Genomic DNA, 17,637 nt, shown 5'->3' on the forward strand with positions numbered 1-17,637 from the left:
GCGCGCTGTTCCTAGCGCGCCGTGGTCCTAGCGCGGGTCCTGCGCGCTGTGGTCCTGACGTCGTGATTCAGACGAACATCACGCGTCGGGGCGGCGGGTCGGCATAGTCGCGGCCCAGCGGACTGTGCCACGTGATGCTGCCGTCCTTCTCCTGCTGAGCGGTCCAGCGATGCGAATCGGGAATGTCCGGATGCTTGAGCGTGTGGTGGCCCCGGCAGAAGTGGCCGAGGTTGTCGAGCCTGGTCTTCCCTCCCTTCGCATGATCGTGGTTGTGGTCGATCTCGCTGCGGTGCGCCGGCATGCGGCACCCCGGGAAGCGGCAGTGTCGGTCACGCGCGCGCAGGAACCGTCGCATCCCCTCGGTCGGCGTATAGGTGTCTGTCTCGACCACCATGCCTGTCGGGTCGAGGAACAGACGGGTCCAGCCGGTGTTGCGCCCCGCCAGCTCCCGGACGATGTCGGGCCTCAGGGGGCCGAGTCCGTCGAGCTCGGCAGGGCGGTCGTCGACGCCGGCGAGCGTGGTCGCCGCGACGGTCACCTGAATGCGGGCCTGGATGCCGTCGAGGGCGTCGCCGTGTGCGGTGCTCGGATCTGCGGTCAGGAGCAGGTCCGAGAACAGGTCCGCCTCGGTCTGCTTCCATGTTCGGGTGTCGGCCGGAAAGTGCGTCACTTCGGGATCTGTCGCGAACGTGTCACCATCAGCACCGCGGATCACGCCACCATCGACGAAGTCGACCGATGGGGCGGCGGGGGGAGGCTCATCGAGGGGAGGCTCATCGATGTGCTCAGCCGCATCGTGGAACCACCGGGGTGGGGGCAGGATCTCGCGGGTGTCTCGAGCCCGTACGACTTCGTGCGTCATCCGGTTGAGCCGGTCGGAGATCGCGGCGGCGATCCACTCGGGGAGCACCGCGGTGAGAAGTGCCAGGCCGTCGTCGAGTGCCCTCACCGTCACACATCGTTCTTCTGCAGCGCGGCGGTGCCTCTCCACGAGCGTCTCGCCGACGAGGGCAGCCGCGACCTGGCGCGCATGGGCGCGTGTGCGTGCGGCCGTGTCGCGTTCGGCGACGACGAGCGCCGCGGTTTCGAAGAGTTCCATGACCGCGGGATCGGCCTTCCTGTTGCGGATCGCTTCGGCGACGACCGCGCAGGCCCTGGAGATCTCTCGCACATGTCCGACGCTGATCATGCCGTCGGCGAATGCGGCACGGACGGCCGGGAGATGGGTGTGAAGGGCGTGGGCATCGGCGAAGGCGAACTCCATCGAGCCTTTCGACACGTGTCCGGCAGCGGAGAACTCCGCGATCATCGAGCGATGGATCGCCTCGCGATGAAAAGGGCTCGCGGAGACATCGGCGTCGAGGATGGCGATCTGCTCCGTCAGCAGGTCTGCGGCCTCGGCTTCGAGTGCGGCGATCCGACGTCTCGTGTCGACCCACGCGTCCAAGACGCGCCGTCGTTCCTCGAGATCGAGGTCGAGATCAGTCGAGAGTGGCATACCTCCAGATTAGAACAAAGCTTCGAATATCGTAAGGTGTGATGGCGGTGCATGCCGGGATATCAGTGAAAGCTCTCGTCGTTCCGCCCGCGCAGTTTGTCGATGTCGCGGCGTTCTCGCTTGGTGGGGCGTCCGGCCCCGCGGTCGCGGAGTCCCAGCGCTGCCTGGGGCTCGCGCTCGGGAGTGCGATCCTCGTAGGCGAGCGCGGCCACCGGAGCCCCCACGCGCTTGACCAGGAGCTGACGGACGATGAGGATCCGATCGAATCCCGCGATGCGTATGCGCAGCTCATCGCCGATGCGAACCTGCTGCGCGGCCTTCACCTTGTCTCCGTTCACCCGTACATGCCCCGCTCGGCATGCGGTCGTCGCGGCCGACCGCGTCTTGTAGACGCGGATGGCCCAGAGCCAGCTGTCGACACGGGCGGCATCCATCAAGTGCTCCTCTTCCGCAGCGTCACGAGGGCGCCGGCAACGATCAGGCCTTGGCCGATCGTATAGGTGAGCATGACTGCAGGGCTGCTCCAGGACGGCAGCGAATCGGGGAGGAACAGGCGGAAGGCGAGGATGGTGTCGCTGGCGAGGAACAAGGCCCCGCCGACCGCGATGAGGGGGTGACAGCGCGCTGAGAATGCCGCGGTTCCGCCGAGCACGAGCCCGTAGGCGGCGACGGCGATGAATAGATCGCCCGTGTGCGAACCCAGGGTCGTGATCATGCCCGCCCACCAGGCGGCGTACACCAGCGCCCACCAGGGCATGCGCCGGACGGACAGGTGGCGCGCGAACAGCACGATGTATGCCACGTGGGCGATGCCGAAGAAGGTCAGCATCAGAGGCAGCTCCGGGCCCTGAGGGAAGAAGGTGCCGGCACCGTCGCCGAGCCAGGAGAACGACAATGCCGCGACGAGGAGGACGAGCGTGATCCGCGGGGAGAGGCGTCGCGCGGAGACCAGCACCGGAACGGCCAGCAACGGCATCAGCAGCAGCTTCGTGGGCGCAGCGAGCGGGTTGTCGATGGTCAGGAGGATGACGTGCAGGAGGGACATCACCGCGAACGGGAGAAAGGCCCACATGAGAGCGTGGCGCGGGGAGCGACGTTGCATCCCGCCATCGTAGGGTTCGCCCTGACTGGGGGCGACGGGCATCGCCGTCCCCGGCGTCGGCCCCGGCGTCATCCCGCTGTTCACGATTCGACGGCGACCTGCGTGACGCTGTCGTCGACACTGAGGTGCACGGCCGGCCAGTAGCCTTCGGGGAAGTGCTCTCCGCAGTTGTCGGTGAGGTGCAGGATGACGGTGCCGTCGGAAGCCGCCTCGATCGCCTCGATCGTGAGGTCGGAGGCGGCTTCGTCGAGTTCCTGAGGTTCAGGGGCACCCGTGCTGAAATTCGCGACGACCGCGTCGGTGGCGATCCGGTGCACGATGTCCAGTCGCTTCACCGCGTCACGCATGCGGGGAAGGAGCGGTGCGACCTCGTCGGAGCTCGTGCCCTCCAGCATGAGCTCGACCTCGGTGCCCTCGACGGAGGTGGTGCCGACGAACCAATCGTGCGTCAGTACCGTGCCGTCGGTGAGTACCGAACGGGCACGGGCGAACCTTCCGAGCTCGGGATCGTCGATGGTCGCGTTCTCGTCGGTCATGCCTTTCACGCTAGTGGCTTCTGGGCGATCGTCATCATGGGGTCAGATCGAGGGTGACCAGCGCGCGACCAGGTTTGAGCTCGGTCTTCTCCGTGAAGCCGGCGGAGAGGAACGTGCCCAGGGTGCCGTGGAACAGGTCGTTGGTGCGCTTCCTCTCGGCCCCGGTGTCCACGGGATACCCCTCGATCAGGCGGGCCCCGGAGCCGCGGGCGTAATCCACCGCCGCGAGCAGGAGTTCGAGGTTGAGCCCGGCACCGCGGTGTTCTCGGCGCACCACGAAGCACGTCACGGCCCACACTGATTCGTCGTCGAACGGCTCGGTGCTGGCCGCCGCGATGATGCGGGTGCGGGGAACACGCGCCTGGCGGGTGCGGGGACCGATACGGATCCAACCTGCGGCCTCGCCGTCGACGTAGGCGATGATTCCCGGCGGCGGGCCGTCGTCGATCTCGGCGCGGAACATCTCGATGCGTTGCGGAGTCGTTGTCGTGTTCCAGTCCTTGTTGCTGAGCACCGGCCAGATGCACTGACAGCTTGCTCCATCCCCGCCTCCGGTGAGCGCGTGCTGCACGTCATCCCAACGAGCGGTCGTTGCCGCCTCGGTCGTGATCGTCACCATGCCGTGACGCTACGCCGGGCATCCGACACTCGCAACGCCTCGGTTCGCGGAGGGGGTGGAGATACGGCTAAGATAGGGGAGTTGCCTGCGCGAGAGCGCAGAACAACGGGCTGTGGCGCAGCTTGGTAGCGCACTTGACTGGGGGTCAAGGGGTCGCAGGTTCAAATCCTGTCAGCCCGACCGAGAAAGGCCCGGAAACTCGCAAGAGTCTCCGGGCCTTCTGCATGTCTGGCGCCGCCGCGCACGCCGACTGTCCCCGGTCCACCGGTCCGCTTCGCTGTGCGACGAGCTGATGCTCTTGCCGAGCACGAGAGGTCACGGGCCGGTGCGCAGAAGACTGTGCAGAAGAGCGTGCAGAAGAGCGTGCAGAAGAACGTGGTCTCACCCTCTCTGGACGAGCAGATGCCCCGTCGACGAGGGTTCCCTCACCGTTCCCGACATTGCTCGTCGAGCAGGTCAGCGCGCGGACGTCGCTGCCCCGTCTCCGTCGTTCGTGACCGCGGCGCGCAGCTCCGTCAGGAGTTCGAGCTGCATCCGGTTGATCGACATGAGGTCCTCGATCTCCTTCTTCGCGGCGAGGTTCGTGTCGTAGTCGTGCTGTGCGAGGGCAGCGGCGATGGCATCCTGCCTCTTCGCGGCGATCAGAAGGATCGCTCCCTGGAGCCCGGCGAGCATGCTCAGAAAGAGGTTGAGCAGGATGAACGGGTAGGGATCCCACATGAGGGCCGTGCTGTTGACGATCGCCCAGGCGATCATGAAGAGCACGAACACCCCGATGAACGGCCATGATCCCATCCCGTTCCGAAGCCGATCAGCCGCGCGCTGACCTGCCGTGAGATGTTCGGCCTGAGCAGTGTGCCAGTTGGTGAGAGGTCGCGTCATCGGCCAATGGTACGTCGCCGCACGGTCGGCCCTTCGGATGCACGAGCGCTCACCGGAAATCGAGCACGTCGTCGCCCCATGCCGCGCGTAGAGGAGCATCGAGGTCGGCGACGAGAGTGTCCTGGCGCTCGATCACGAGGGTCTGACGGCGGCCGGCCGCATCCGATGCAGAATACGGCGCCCAGGTCGGCGCATCCTTCGCGGTCGCCGCATCCGGTGTGCGTCCGTGCGCGAACGCCGCCCAGCGTTCCTGCATCCGCACCGAGATCTCCTGCGCGGCTCGGCGGCCGCCGAGCCGGAACGTCGGGTCCTTGGGGCCGCTCGACAGGTTGCCCCACAGGTACGGCAGCTCGGTCGCGTGCGTCGCACCGAGACCGATCAGACGGAGAAAGGGCGCCGCATGGTCGAAGCGATACAGCCACACATCCGCCACGGTGCTGTGACCCTCCGCTATCCACAGCGTCGGCAGACGGAATCCGATGTCGCGGGCGATCCCGAGCCCCACGGCGCCATGCCGCACGTTCTCGTAGGCGGTCCGGACCTGAGCGGCGGAGGGAAGGGAGATCGTCGGATTGTCTTCGGCCATGTCGGTGAACATCTGTCGGATGCGGTCGTCGGTGATCGGGATGAGAGGCGACTTCATGAACTTGAAGAGCGACGCCTCGTCCTTGTTCGTCCCGATCAGGAGTGGAACCCGGAGCCCGCGTCCTTCGCGCAGCGCGGTCACCGGCGCCTCCGGAAGAACATCGCCGTCGATGACGGGCGCGAACGCGAGGGTCCCCGGTGCGTCGTCCGGCACGGCCGCGTACACCTCCATGCTCGCCGCCACGATGTCATCGACGGATGCCGCGCGCAGAGCCCCCGCGACCGCCGCAGCATCCGTCGAATCGATGCCCAGCTCATGCACGAACCGCGCGGCGACGTCACGCGCCCGTTCGGTCCCGTACATGCTCGAGGCGGGGGAGGACTGCGCGATCGCGCGGGCGAACAGACCTTCGGCCGAAGGCGTCGCCAGCAGAGTCGTCACCAGCCCTCCTCCCGCGGACTCCCCGAACACCGTGACCCTGCCCGCGTCGCCCCCGAACGCCGAGATGTTCTCCTGCACCCAGCGCAACGCGAGCAGCGCGTCCTTCAGGGCCAGGTTGCGATCGAAACCCTCATCGGGCAGGAGTCCGGCGAGATCCAGAAAACCGAATGCGCCGAGTCGGTAGTTGACCGTCACGACCACGACCTCGCCGCGCGTGACGAGCGATGTCGCATCGAACAGCGGTTGGCTCGATGAGCCGAACGTGTAGGCGCCACCGTGCAGCCATACCATGACGGGGAAGGCGCTCCCGGGTCGCTCCGACGGTGCCCACACGTTCAGCACGAGGCAGTCCTCGTCCATCACCGCGTCGTCGCCCAGCGGTACGGCGGGGTTGATCTGCTGCGGGCACACGTTGCCGTAGACGGTGGCGTCGATCTCCTCCTCGACGCTCGGCGCCGCGACGGGATCACGCCAACGCAGCAGACCGACCGGCGCCTGGGCATAGCGGATTCCGCGCCATGAGTGCGCACCGTCGGCGTCCGTGCCGCGGAACGTCCCGGCCGGTGCCGTGACGGTGACGACGCGCGTCTCGTCGTCGGGGAGAGAGTTGTCTGACATGCGTGCGGCTCCTGACATGGTCGTGTTTCAGGACAGGTGACGGATGATCTGGGCGGCCTCGTTCGCGGCGAGAACCGCGAACAGCACCGTCATGATCATCGCGTTGTGCGCGATCATCTCGGACTTGACCCGTTCGAGTGCTTTCGTGACGACCGTCGATCTGCTCGTGGCGACGGCGGCCGTGACGAGCAGCGGCAGAGTGCCGGCGACGACCAGCCCGATGCAGAGCCCTCCCGCTGCGAGCAGAGGGAGATGCGCCTCGCCGATCAGTGCACCGCCCTTCAGCGCGAGCGGGATGTTCTTCGTGTTGGTGACCGCCATGATCGAGCCGAGCGCGGCCGCCTTCGCCGGGGTGACGGCATCGAGGGCCGCGAGCCAGGCCGGCGTCTGGGGTGGCTGGCCATGGCGGGGGCGAGACGACCAACTCGCGACGGCGAGCGCGGCGAAGCCGAGTGCGAGCACGATGGCGAGGAAGAACGAGACTGTCTTCGCGGTGGCGGAGGGAGACCCCGAGGCGGAACCGGCAGAGGTGAGCGCGCCGACCATGACGAACGCGAGGGAGATCGCGATGAACACTGCGGCGTAGACGGGCGCCGCCGTCCGGCCGCGGGGAGCGAGGATGATCGCGATGATCGCCACGAGGGGCAGCGGCGAGATGAGCATGCCCACAGCCAGCGGGAGGAGGTCATGCAGTTGGCTCACGTCTCGTCCGATCGTCTTCGTGTGCCCTTCGGTGGGGCGCAGACGACGCTACGGCGGGGTCGGGTGCTCTCCGTCGCGATGTTCGGTTGACACGACAGCCGCGCGCAGCGGAAGCGCGAACGCGGCTTCCAGGGCGACACCGCCGGGGATGCGGACAAGATGGGCGCCGAGCTCCTGCATCCGTGAGGATGCGCGCAGACGTGTGCCGCGTGCGGCGATCCCGGGCGACGAGACACGGACGTGAAGCCGAGGTCCGGCGCCGGTCGTCACTCGACGGATCGACACCTCCGCTCGTCGCTCACTCGCATGTTTCGCGGCGTTCAGGAGCCCCTCGGCGACGATGTCGTAGCAGTCTCGCACCACCCAGGGGATCGAGGACAGAACATCGCGTGCCTCGTCGTCGACGTCGACACGGAGCTCGATGACGTGCGCCCACGTCTCGAAGAGTGCGGTGAGGGAAGTGTGGGCACGGGGATCGTCGGCCGTGGCGAAAGCCTCGGGAAGTCGGCTCACGACAGTCGCGAGTTCTGCCCGCAGCCGCCGGATATCGTCCGGATCGGGTGTGGGGTGTGCGAGCGCGAACAGAATGCAGGCTCCCTGCGCATCCGCGTGCAGGAGGTCGGCGGCGGCTCTGAGGCCGTCGCGAGTGGGGCGGGTGCCGGCACGTGCGAGCTGCTGGGCGTCGGCGACGGCGCTCGAAAGTCGGTGCTGTTCGCTGCGGAGACGGTGCAGCGCGCCGGCGCACGTTCCGGCGGCGAACGCGAACCCGATGTACGCGATGGCGGAGACGGCGGCGAGCAACGGAGCCACCCCCTGCGCGGCCGCGAGTGCTGCGAGCGCGATGCCGACGACGCAGGAGAGGATCATGAAGAGCAAGGACGCGTGGTGGGGCACCCGAGCGATCGCGCGGCGTCGCGGCAGGAAGTCGACGACCGCACCTCCCGCGGCGAGGGCGGCGATCCCGATGAGCAGTTCGAGTGGCGTCTGCGTGCGGGTCGCATAGGGGAGGAGGCACACCGCGTAGATGAGGGTGACCAGACCCGGCGGCGGGAGGCGGAACAGGACGTGCCGAGGCGAGGGGGAAGACCTCGGGTCCGCGCGATCACCGAAGCCGTCGCGGGCTCGACGCGGATTCCCGGCCTCCTTCTTCTCGGCGAGCTCGGCGAGACGGTGACTCCACTCGCGGATCCATTCGTGTCCGAGCCTTCGGACGCCGGTGGGTGTCGGTTCCATCTCGATGATCGCCGCATCGAGGGTCGACTGCGCTCGGTCGAGAAGGTTCCGCGCATCGGTCGCCAGCGCGTGCGCATCGTCCTGTGCCCGGGCGAGCTCCTGGGCCACGGACCGCAGCAGGGCGTTCGTCCGTCGCAGTGACCGGAGCGAGGAATCCAGCACGGCGATGATGCTCAGCACGATCATCCAGACGACGATGTTCGTCGCGATCCGGTACGGAAGCTGACCCGAAGGTGGTGCGGGAAGGCCGGCGAGGTGGAGCCAGCCGTCTTGCATCACCGGACGCATCGCCGCGCAGACGACGATCCCGGCGGTCACGACGGCTGCTCGCTCTCGCCGGGATCGGCCGCGACGTTCCCATGCGGCGATGCCCGTGAGCGCCGCGGCGAAGCAGAGCCAGGTCGCGACCATGGCGGGAAGCGCGGTCAGAGTGTCGATGCCGACACCTGCGGGCGCCATGACGGTGAGGGACAGGGGGAGGGATGCGGCGATCGACCAGACGGTGAGGAATCGGCCGCCGCCGAAGGCGCGGACAGCCGCACGGCGGAGGTTCCTCATCGGGCGGGACCGAACGCGGCGAGGTAGAGTCCCGCCGCAGCGACACGAGCGTTGACGGTCGGGTCGCGTGTCACCTCGAGTCTTCCGAACAACCGGCTGATGGATCGTTCGACTGCGCGCACCGTGCCACCGGTCTCGACGGCGATGCGCTCGTTCGACCATCCGCGTGCGATCATCGCGAGGATCTCCAGTTGATGCCTGGTGAGTGAGCCGAGGGGGTCGCCTGTTCCGGCCGAGGGCGGCAGAGGTGTCGGATGTGTCGACAGAGCACGTTCCAGCGCGGAGAGCAGAGCCGCAGGGGAATCGAGGTCCTGTTTCGCGACGAACACGGCCTGCTCGATCCCCATCGCCGTGGCACCGGCGGCGGCACGGGGGTAGCTGCTGAGGAACACGACCGCGATGTGCGGTGCGAGTTCGACCAGCATCGCGGCGAGCTCCGCCCCGGAGGGGCGGGAGCCCAGATCGATGTCGGTCAGCAGCGCGTCCGGGTCGAATTCGGTGAAGAGGAGTGTCGCCTCGGCGGCATCGGCGGCTGCTGCGGTCTGGAAGCCGTGGCGCTCGAGCAGATCGCACACCAGCATGCGGAGGGCACCCTGATCCTCGACGACGAGCACCCGTCGTCTCCACTCCGCGCCCACGTTGTCACATTAGTGGAGCGCAGCGGTGTCGGAACGTCGGGGCAGGAGGGGAATCGGCCTTCTCGGGTGTCGGGACTGCGCACGGGAATCCGCGGCCACGGATGTCGGCACTGGTGCGAAGGCGAGCCGGGCGAGGATGATGTCGTGCATCGGTCTCGGAGGATGGGCTCGCCCCGCCGCGAGGAATGACGGGATGAAGGAAAGGTGTACCGGAGTGATGACGAACCTCACCATCGGAACGACGCTCGAGGACCCGGGGGCTCCGGTCGACCTCGACGCCCGGCGCTTCAACAGGCATACCTTCTGGGTCGGGCAGAGCGGCAGCGGGAAGACCTATGCGCTCGGTGTCGTGCTGGAACAGCTGCTCCTGCACACCGAGCTGCCGATGATCGTCCTCGATCCGAACAGCGACTTCACGCGCTTGCGGGAGACACGGGCCTCCGCAGGAGCATCCGAGACCGACCGCATGGCAGAACTCGACATCCGCGTGTTCCGCTCCGGCGCGGGTGAGGGCGAGCGCCTGCACGTGCGTTACGTCGATCTGGTGCCGGCATCGAAGGCAGCCGTTCTGCAGATGGACCCGATCGCGGATGCGGAAGAGTACAACGCTCTGCTCCATGAGGAACGAGATGCGCACGTCTTCGACGGTCGCGATATGCTCCCCGGTCTGCGAGCCTCGGGCGACCCCGCCCGGGTGCGGCTCGCGAACCGCATGGAGAACCTGCAGGTGCTGGAGTGGGCGCTCTGGTCACGCGGCGCGGGATCGGTCATCGACGTGATCGAAGAACGCCCACGAGCCACGGTCCTCGACCTGGGCGGCTTCGAGCACCCTGCCGAGCCGAAGGTCGCGGCCCTCGCCGTGCTCGAACATCTCTGGGCACACCGTGAGGAACGACGGCCCGTCCTGATCGTCATCGACGAAGCGCACAACCTCTGCTCGCCGAATCCCGAGACCGCCGTCGAACGAGCCCTCACCGAGCAGCTCGTGCAGATCGCGGCCGAGGGGCGCAAGTTCGGGCTCTGGTTGCTGCTCTCCACACAGCGTCCGACGAAGATCCACCCCAACGTGCTCTCGCAGTGCGACAACCTCGCGCTGATGCGGGTCAACGCGCCCCGCGACCTCGCCGAGCTCGCCGACGTCTTCGGATTCGCCTCCGAGGACGCCATCCGCCGTTCCGCCGACTTCGTGCAGGGGCAGGCGCTGTTCGCCGGCGGCTTCATCTCGGCGCCGACCTTCGTGCAGATGGGGGAGCGGATCACCGAGGAGGCGGGCGGCGATGTGAAGGTCCCGTTGCGCGTCGAGGGATGATGGGAGCTCCAAGGTAGCGATGGCACGACGGATCAGGAGCAGCACCGGGGATGGACAGGCGGAGAACGACTGCGGATGACGGGATCCTTCGCGTGCACAGGGCCCTGCGATCGGGATTCGGCACCGAGGCCGCGGTGTACGGCACGATTCTCGTCAGCGGCCTGGTGGCCGTGTCCTCGGCGCACGGGGAGACATCACTGGCCGTGCTGGTGACGGTCGCCGTCACGGTGCTGGTGTTCTGGGGTGCTCATGTGTATGCCGGCACTGTGGCCAGGGTCAGCGATCACGATGAACGCGAGCACGGTGAATCCGTCGGGGTCCGGGCGGCGTTCGCCGCGTCGGTGAAGCACTCCTTCGGCATGCTCAGCTCGGCGACCGTGCCGGCGGTCTTCCTGTTGGCCGGCACGACCCGCGTCATGCCCGACGGGCTCGCGAACGACCTCGCGCTCTGGTCTGGTGTCGTGATCCTCGCGTTCCTCGGCTATGTGGCCTTCCTCCGTCGGGGGAGCCCCCTGCTCACGCGCGTGCTCGGCGCCCTGGGGACGGCGTCGTTCGGTCTCGTCTTCGTGGTTCTCAAGGCTCTCGTGCACTGAGACCGGTGAGCCGCGTCGGGCTTGCGGTTTCGGCATACGGGGCTAGCCTGAACGCCAACGACCACGGCGGAACGAACGAGGGAGAATGCGCATGACTCACCGGATCGGCTACCTCATCGGGAGCCTCGCCCATGACTCGATCAACCGCGTCGTCGCGACCGCCCTCGTGAAGCTGGCACCTCCCAGCCTCGAGATGGTCGAGATCCCGATCCGCGATCTGCCGCTGTACAACCGCGACGACGAGCTCGATCCGGTCGCCGCCGTGACCACGTTCAAGCGGGCGGTGGAACAGGCGGAGGGACTGCTGATCGTCTCACCCGAGTACAACCGTTCGATACCGGGTGCGTTGAAGAACGCGATCGACTGGGGCTCACGCCCCTGGGGTCACAACTCGTTCGCGCGCAAGCCCACCGGCATCATCGGCGCCTCCACCGGGGCCATCGGCACCGCCGTCATGCAGTCGTCGATGCGCAGCGTGCTGAGCTTCCTCAACGCCCCACAGCTCAACGCGCCCGAGGCGTACCTGACGTATCGACCGGAGATGTTCGGCCCGGACGGCGAGGCCGAGGACGACGGCACGAAGAAGTTCCTGGAGCACTACATGGAGGAGTACGCCGCCTTCGTCGAGCGTGTGCTCTCTCTCACGGCTCCCGGCCACGTCGGCGACCCGGACTAGTCGGGCGTCGCGTCGGGGAATGCGGCGCGGCTCGACGCCGTGATCACAGCGGACAGGCTCGCGGAGAGGACGGAGCGCCCGCGGCCTGCCGACCAGGCGACCCCTTCTTCAGTGCGGTGCTCGAGAAGGATGAGCGCCTCACCGTTGGCGCCGGATCCGACGCTGGTCTGGTGCAGGCTCACGACGTCGACACGGATTCCCCGGGTATCGAGTGCCGCAGTGAGGGCCTCGACCGGACCACCTGCCGCATGGGTGCTCGTGTGCTCGCGCCCCTCGATGTGCAGCGTGATCCGTGTGCGGGACTCGCCGTCGGACTCGGCGGTGTCGTACGAGACGAGCGCGATATCGGTGCGGGCACCGGTGCCGAGGTACACCTCCCCGAAGACCCTCCACAGCTCCGATGCCGTGACCTCGGTGCCGATCGTGTCCGTGTGCCGCTGCACGTGTCGCGCGAAGTCGATCTGCAGGCGGCGGGGCAGTTCGATCCCGTACGCCGTTTCGAGCAGGTAGGCGATCCCGCCTTTCCCCGACTGCGAGTTCACGCGGATCACCGCGTCGTAGTCGCGGCCGATGTCGGCGGGGTCGATCGGCAGGTAGGGGACCCGCCATTCGATCTCCCGTTCGTCGCGGCCCTCGGCCGCAGCCCGAGCGCGATGCTCGGAGAAGCCCTTCTTGATCGCGTCCTGGTGGGTCCCGCTGAATGCCGTGTGCACCAGGTCGCCGACATAGGGGTGGCGGGCGTGCACCTCGATCCGGTTGCAGTACTCGACCGTGCGGCGGATCTCGTCGATGTCGGAGAAGTCGATCATCGGGTCCACGCCCTGCGCGTGCAGATTCAGGGCGAGCGTCGCGATGTCGACGTTGCCCGTGCGCTCGCCGTTGCCGAAGATGCAGCCTTCGACCCGCTGCGCGCCGGCGAGCACCGCGAGCTCGGCGCAGGCGATGCCGGTCCCGCGGTCGTTGTGGGGGTGCACCGACAGGATCACGGCATCGCGACGGGCGAGGTTCTTGTGCATGTATTCGATCTGGTCGGCGTACACGTTCGGGGTGGCGACCTCGACCGTGGCCGGGAGGTTGAGGATCACCGGGCGCTCGGGGGTCGCCTGCCACAGGTCGGTCATCGCATCGCAGATGTCGATCACGTAGTCGGGTTCGGTCAGATTGAACACCTCGGGAGAGAACTCGAACCGCACGTTCGGCAGGTCTCCGGCGAACTCCCACACGTCACGGCCGCCGGAGAGGATGAGCTGCGTCAGCGCTTCGCGTTCGTGCCCGAGCACCAGGCTGCGCCAGGTCGGGGCGGTCGCGGTGTACATGTGGATCACGACCGGATTGGCGATGCCCCGGATGGAGGCGACCGTGCGTTCGATGAGGTCGCGACGCGCGGGCGTGAACACCACGATCGTCACGTCATCCGGGGCGATGTCGCTCTCGGCGATGAGCCGCACGAAGTCGTAGTCGGTCTGCGACGCCGACGGGTATCCGACCTCGATCTCCTTGTAGCCCATCCTCACCATCAGCTCGAAGAAGCGGCGCTTGCGCGCGGGGTCCATCGGCTCGGCGAGCGCCTGGTTGCCGTCCCGCAGATCGACGGGCACCCAGAGCGGGGCCGCGGTGAGACGCCGTGTCGGCCAGTCCCGCTCGGTGAGGGGCACGTCGACGCGGGAGTAGACGTCGCGGTAGCGGTGCGACGGCATCGGGGAACGTCGCTGCCTGTTCCAGGTCGGCGTCCGGTCGGAGCCGGTGTCGGTACCGAGGTCGGCGGCCGGGGAGGGGTGGGGGAACGATGTCGTGGTCATGGCGGGTGCGGTGTCCTTCTTCGAGGGTCTGCGACCGGCACACGTTCGACTCCACGACGGGGAGCCGGTCCGGCTACGTCCCGCCGTGGCGACGAAGAAGAAGGTGCTCTGACGAGAACATGGCTAGACTGTAACACAACTCCTCAGACAAGTAGACGAGAGGCTGGCATTGCGCATGGCACAGGTGAGGCGAGAACCCCTGGCGGATCAGGCTGCGGCACTCCTGCTGGAACGGATCCGCGCCGGAGAATGGGCACTGGGGGAGAAGCTCCCCGGGGAGACGACGCTCGCGCCGCAGCTCGGAGTGGGACGCTCCACCGTGCGCGAGGCGATCCGCCAGCTCGCCGGGCGCGGGGTGCTGGCCTCACGACAGGGCGCAGGCGTCTTCGTCATCGCGCTCGATGCGCCCGAGGACTGGGACGCGGTGCTGCGAAAGGCCGGCATCGTCGCAGTGATCGAAGCGCGCATCGCGATCGAGACCGAAGCCGCCGCGCTCGCCGCCGCGCGACGCACGCCCTCAGACCTGCGCAGCATCCGCCGCGCCCTGGCCGATCGCGATGCGCATAGGTCCGACATCGACAGTCACGTCGATGCCGACACCGCGTTCCACCGCGCGGTCGTCGCCGCGTCGCACAACGCCGTCCTCCTCGACCTGTTCGACAGCTTCACCCCCCGGCTGCGTGAAGCCATGGTCGAGATGCTCCGCATCCGACGGGAGTTCGGCGACGATGCCGACCACGACGCCCACGCCGCCCAGGTCGACGCGATCGTCGACCGCGACGAGGGCGCTGCTGCCGCGCGGAGCCGTGCACACCTCCTCACACTGCGGGACGCGCTGGCATGACCGAGGAGAAGCCTCGCGTGAACCGCCCGTCCGACGTGCTGGTGCTGAGGGGTGTCGACGTCATCCGCGGCTCGCGCCAGATCCTGACCGGCGTCGACCTCACCGTCCGTGCAGGGGAGCATTGGGCCCTCATCGGACCCAACGGCGCGGGCAAGAGCACGATCCTGAGCATGTGCGGCGCGGAGGCGCACCCGACCCGAGGGTCCGTGCATGTGCTCGGTCAGCAGCTCGGGCGGGTCGAGATCCGCCGGCTGCGCGAATCGATCGGACATGTGAACCCTCGTCATCCGCTGCGCTCGCCGCTGACGGTGCGGCAGGTCGTCCTGACCGGTGCGACGGGGACGACGGAGATGATGAACCGCTGGGAGCCGTCGCCGTCGCTCATCGCGAGGGCGGACCACCTCATCGGGTTGCTGGGCCTCGGCGGGCGGCGGGACGCCACCTGGCCGACCATGTCGCAGGGGGAGCGCGGCCGGGCACTGATCGCGCGAGCCCTTCTGCCCGACCCCGCGTTGCTGCTGCTCGACGAGCCCTCCACCGGTCTCGATGTCGCCGCCAGGGAGCAGTTCCTCGAGACCCTCGACCTGCTGCACGACGCGCAACCCGATCTCGCGACGGTGCTCGTGACGCACCACCTCGAGGAACTGCCGGGGTCGACCACTCACGCAGCCCTGGTCTCGAAGGGGGAGGTCGTGTCGCAGGGGGCGGCGAGCGATGTTCTCACGACCGCCCTCGTGACCGCGGCGTTCGAGTACCCCATCCGGATCGAGCATCGCGATGAGCGATGGCAGGCCCGTGCCGGTCGGGTGCTCGTGGGCTGAACGTGAGAGGCCCGGGCATGCTCACCGGAGCACGATCAGCTCCCGTGTCGACCGGGTCATCGCCACGTACCGGTCCACGGCGCCGGTGACATCGTCACCGAACTGCTCCGGGCGCACCAGGACGACCAGATCGAACTCCAGGCCCTTCGCCCCCTCGGGAGTCAGCGATCGCACGCGCGCTGTCGGGGCGAGGTCCGGGGCGCCGATGACGCACGCGATCCCGTCCGGGTGCTCATCGAGCCAGGCATCCAGCAGGCGGGGGAGCGAGGCGACGACGTCGTATCGCACGGGCGTTCCGCTCTCGCGCACCGACGTCGGCACATTGGCGTCCGGGATCGCCGCGAGGATCGCCGGTCCTGCCGCCGCCATCACCTCGGCCGGAGTCCGGTAGTTCACGCCCAGGTGGGCGATCCGGACATCGCGGAGGCCGATGCGGGTGAGCCGCGCTTCCCAGCTCTCGGTGAAGCCGTGCCGCGCCTGTGCGCGGTCTCCGACGATCGTGAAGCTGCGTGAGGGGCAGCGGGCGAGGAGCATCCGCCATTCCGCATCGCTGAGCTCCTGCGCTTCATCGACGACGATGTGCCCGAACGGCCCCGCCAGCTCGTCCGGCGGGAGCGCGGGCGGAGCGTCGACGCCGAGCAGCACGTTCCTCGCATCCTGTCCGCGAAGGATGGACATCACTTTCATCTCGCTGTCATCGTCTTCGATCAGGTGGTCGACAACGTGGGAGATCTGCTCCTGCGCCGAGGCGACGACGGCTTGGCGGCGGTGCTCGTCGCGGACGGCGTCGGGATCGCCGATCCGCCGGCGCGCGGCGTCCAGGAACGGGAGATCGGCGACGGTCCACTTCTCGGGGTCCTCGCGCTGCAGAGCCGCGACCTCTCCGGGCGAGAGGCTCGCAGCGCAGCGCTGCAAGAAGTCGGGGGAGCTCCACAGCCGAGCGACCATCGAGGTCGGGGACAGCATCGGCCAGGCGCGCACGAACGTCCCGGTGAGCTCCTCGTCCTGTCGCAGCCACCGTCGCACGATGTGGGGAGGCACGTCATCGTCGTGCACCTGGTCTGTCAGCAACTCGAGGATCTCCTCCCACACCTCGTCACGCGCCACGTTGTGCGAGACCGCCGGGTCGGCGCCGGAGAACAGTGCCGTCCATTCCTCGCGGCTGATCCAGAGGTCGGCCCACGGCGACTCGATGCGCATCGCGTGCGAGGGAGGGCGCTCGAACCACGTCGCCGCCGCATCGAGTATCGCGACGGGATCGAGGGCGGCCTTGAGCAGTGCCACCCGCGCATCCTGCTCGTCCACGGCCGCTGCTCCTTCCGGGACCAGATCGCGCAGGGTCGAGAGCCGTACGGCGTCCTCGCCGAGACTGGGCAGCACATCTTCGACGTACGCGAGATAGTGCGGGTGAGGCCCCACGAGCAACATGCCGCCCGCGCTCTGCGTGAGTCGCGGCTCGGCGTACAGCAGGTGCGCGGCGCGGTGCAGCGCCACGACGGTCTTTCCCGTGCCGGGTCCACCTTCGACGACCAGTGCGCCGGGCGAAGACGCGCGGATGATCGCGTCCTGGTCGGCTTGGATCGTCGCCAGCACGTCCCGCATGCGCGACGTGCGTTGGGCGCCGAGGCTGGCGATGAAGGCGGATTGGTCGTCGAGCGAGGCCGAACCGTCGAATGCGGCGTCGGTCAATGCCTCATCCCAGTAGTCGCTGATCCGTCCGTCGACCCACCGGTATCGACGTCGGGACAGGAGCCCGCGCGGATCCTCCATGGTCGCCGCGAAGTACGGTTCTGCCGCCGGGGTCCGCCAATCGATCAGCAGCCGAGTGCCGTCGGCGGCGGCCAGGCCTGTGCGGCCGATGTACACGGGGTCGCCGTGTTCCGGGGTCATCCGACCGAGGCAGATGTCGGTGCCGTAGCGCTCGAGCACGCGCAGTCGTCCGCTCAGGCGACGTATCTCGAGGTCGCGTTCCACGGCCGCGTCTCCGAACCGGGCGGAACGCTGACGCACCTCGGCCAGACGTGACGTCACGTCGGCCCGATGCGCCTCGAGGGCGTCGTCGATCCTGCGGAGGTGATCGCGGTCGGCGTCGATGAGCTCTGCCGTCGACTTCGCGCGCAGATCGTCGGGGAGATGGAAGGGGTCGAAAGGCATGGATCTCCTTCACGCCCGCGCGCAGTTC

17 protein-coding genes and 1 tRNA gene are annotated in these 17,637 nt (G+C 68.2%); 6 read left to right on the top strand and 12 right to left on the bottom strand.

The window, feature by feature from the left end:
* Nucleotides 1-67: 67 nt before the first annotated feature.
* The 5 genes from GZ64_RS0101420 to GZ64_RS0101440 all read right to left on the bottom strand — a co-directional run bounded on the left by GZ64_RS0101420 (nucleotide 68) and on the right by GZ64_RS0101440 (nucleotide 3,755).
* Entirely contained in the window at nucleotides 68-1,498 is a 1,431-nt protein-coding gene (locus tag GZ64_RS0101420; RefSeq protein ID WP_029264874.1) for an HNH endonuclease signature motif containing protein, read from the bottom strand.
* 62 nt (nucleotides 1,499-1,560) lie between these two features.
* Complete coding sequence (locus GZ64_RS0101425) at nucleotides 1,561-1,932, bottom strand: RNA-binding S4 domain-containing protein (RefSeq protein ID WP_021199283.1); 372 nt, start codon at nucleotides 1,930-1,932, stop codon at nucleotides 1,561-1,563.
* A complete protein-coding gene (locus GZ64_RS0101430; RefSeq protein WP_029264875.1) occupies nucleotides 1,932-2,600 on the bottom strand; it encodes a lysoplasmalogenase in 669 nt (222 codons plus the stop codon). The genes GZ64_RS0101425 and GZ64_RS0101430 overlap by 1 nt, the downstream gene beginning before the upstream one ends.
* An 80-nt stretch (nucleotides 2,601-2,680) precedes the next feature.
* On the bottom strand, nucleotides 2,681-3,136 hold the full coding sequence (locus tag GZ64_RS0101435; protein ID WP_029264876.1) for a hypothetical protein: 456 nt from the start codon (nucleotides 3,134-3,136) through the stop codon (nucleotides 2,681-2,683).
* 34 nt (nucleotides 3,137-3,170) lie between these two features.
* Nucleotides 3,171-3,755, bottom strand: a complete 585-nt coding sequence (locus GZ64_RS0101440) for a GNAT family N-acetyltransferase (protein WP_029264877.1) — start codon at nucleotides 3,753-3,755, stop codon at nucleotides 3,171-3,173.
* 106 nt (nucleotides 3,756-3,861) lie between these two features.
* On the opposite strand from GZ64_RS0101440, the gene GZ64_RS0101445 reads away from it, so the two are divergent.
* Nucleotides 3,862-3,935 (top strand) — tRNA-Pro (locus tag GZ64_RS0101445).
* 276 nt (nucleotides 3,936-4,211) lie between these two features.
* On the opposite strand, the gene GZ64_RS0101450 is transcribed toward GZ64_RS0101445, so the two are convergent.
* Genes GZ64_RS0101450 through GZ64_RS0101470 form a run of 5 tightly spaced genes read right to left on the bottom strand, consistent with a single transcriptional unit; the run spans nucleotide 4,212 to nucleotide 9,413 of the window.
* Nucleotides 4,212-4,637: a DUF1003 domain-containing protein gene (locus tag GZ64_RS0101450; RefSeq protein WP_029258950.1), complete on the bottom strand. Its 426-nt coding sequence runs from the start codon at nucleotides 4,635-4,637 to the stop codon at nucleotides 4,212-4,214.
* A gap of 49 nt (nucleotides 4,638-4,686) precedes the next feature.
* The gene (locus GZ64_RS0101455) at nucleotides 4,687-6,282 is read right to left on the bottom strand and encodes a carboxylesterase/lipase family protein (RefSeq protein WP_029258949.1); all 1,596 of its coding nucleotides are present in this window, start codon (nucleotides 6,280-6,282) and stop codon (nucleotides 4,687-4,689) included.
* A 27-nt stretch (nucleotides 6,283-6,309) separates the two neighbouring features.
* Nucleotides 6,310-6,984 carry a GAP family protein gene (locus tag GZ64_RS0101460; RefSeq protein WP_029264879.1) on the bottom strand — a complete coding sequence of 225 codons (675 nt, stop codon included), beginning with the start codon at nucleotides 6,982-6,984 and terminating at the stop codon, nucleotides 6,310-6,312.
* 48 nt (nucleotides 6,985-7,032) lie between these two features.
* Nucleotides 7,033-8,775 (bottom strand): hypothetical protein, encoded by a 1,743-nt coding sequence (locus GZ64_RS0101465; RefSeq protein ID WP_029264880.1) that lies wholly within the window; start codon nucleotides 8,773-8,775, stop codon nucleotides 7,033-7,035.
* The gene (locus GZ64_RS0101470; RefSeq protein ID WP_029264882.1) at nucleotides 8,772-9,413 is read right to left on the bottom strand and encodes a response regulator; all 642 of its coding nucleotides are present in this window, start codon (nucleotides 9,411-9,413) and stop codon (nucleotides 8,772-8,774) included. Before GZ64_RS0101470 ends, GZ64_RS0101465 begins: the two co-directional genes overlap by 4 nt.
* A gap of 217 nt (nucleotides 9,414-9,630) precedes the next feature.
* On the opposite strand from GZ64_RS0101470, the gene GZ64_RS0101475 reads away from it, so the two are divergent.
* From GZ64_RS0101475 to GZ64_RS0101485, 3 genes are all read left to right on the top strand, one after another.
* Entirely contained in the window at nucleotides 9,631-10,722 is a 1,092-nt protein-coding gene (locus GZ64_RS0101475) for an ATP-binding protein (RefSeq protein WP_021199292.1), read from the top strand.
* A gap of 50 nt (nucleotides 10,723-10,772) precedes the next feature.
* Nucleotides 10,773-11,315, top strand: coding sequence for a hypothetical protein (locus GZ64_RS0101480; RefSeq protein WP_051667801.1), 543 nt, complete (start codon nucleotides 10,773-10,775; stop codon nucleotides 11,313-11,315).
* Between the two features lie 91 nt (nucleotides 11,316-11,406).
* Nucleotides 11,407-11,991 (top strand): NADPH-dependent FMN reductase, encoded by a 585-nt coding sequence (locus GZ64_RS0101485; protein ID WP_029264884.1) that lies wholly within the window; start codon nucleotides 11,407-11,409, stop codon nucleotides 11,989-11,991.
* On the opposite strand, the gene GZ64_RS0101490 is transcribed toward GZ64_RS0101485, so the two are convergent.
* Complete coding sequence (locus GZ64_RS0101490; RefSeq protein WP_197020499.1) at nucleotides 11,988-13,688, bottom strand: 2-isopropylmalate synthase; 1,701 nt, start codon at nucleotides 13,686-13,688, stop codon at nucleotides 11,988-11,990. The genes GZ64_RS0101485 and GZ64_RS0101490 overlap by 4 nt on opposite strands.
* Nucleotides 13,689-13,965: 277 nt before the next feature.
* Between GZ64_RS0101490 and GZ64_RS0101500 the strand changes: the two genes are divergently transcribed.
* Together GZ64_RS0101500 and GZ64_RS0101505 are read left to right on the top strand one after the other, a co-directional pair.
* Entirely contained in the window at nucleotides 13,966-14,634 is a 669-nt protein-coding gene (locus tag GZ64_RS0101500; RefSeq protein ID WP_029264886.1) for a FadR/GntR family transcriptional regulator, read from the top strand.
* A 17-nt stretch (nucleotides 14,635-14,651) separates the two neighbouring features.
* Complete coding sequence (locus GZ64_RS0101505) at nucleotides 14,652-15,455, top strand: ABC transporter ATP-binding protein (protein ID WP_156040307.1); 804 nt, start codon at nucleotides 14,652-14,654, stop codon at nucleotides 15,453-15,455.
* Between the two features lie 21 nt (nucleotides 15,456-15,476).
* Here GZ64_RS0101505 and helR read toward each other — a convergent pair whose 3' ends face one another.
* Entirely contained in the window at nucleotides 15,477-17,609 is a 2,133-nt protein-coding gene (helR, locus tag GZ64_RS0101510) for an RNA polymerase recycling motor ATPase HelR (protein ID WP_029264889.1), read from the bottom strand.
* Nucleotides 17,610-17,637: the final 28 nt, after the last annotated feature.

This window comes from Microbacterium sp. Cr-K32 (assembly GCF_000708345.1).
Lineage (GTDB): Bacteria > Actinomycetota > Actinomycetes > Actinomycetales > Microbacteriaceae > Microbacterium > Microbacterium maritypicum_A.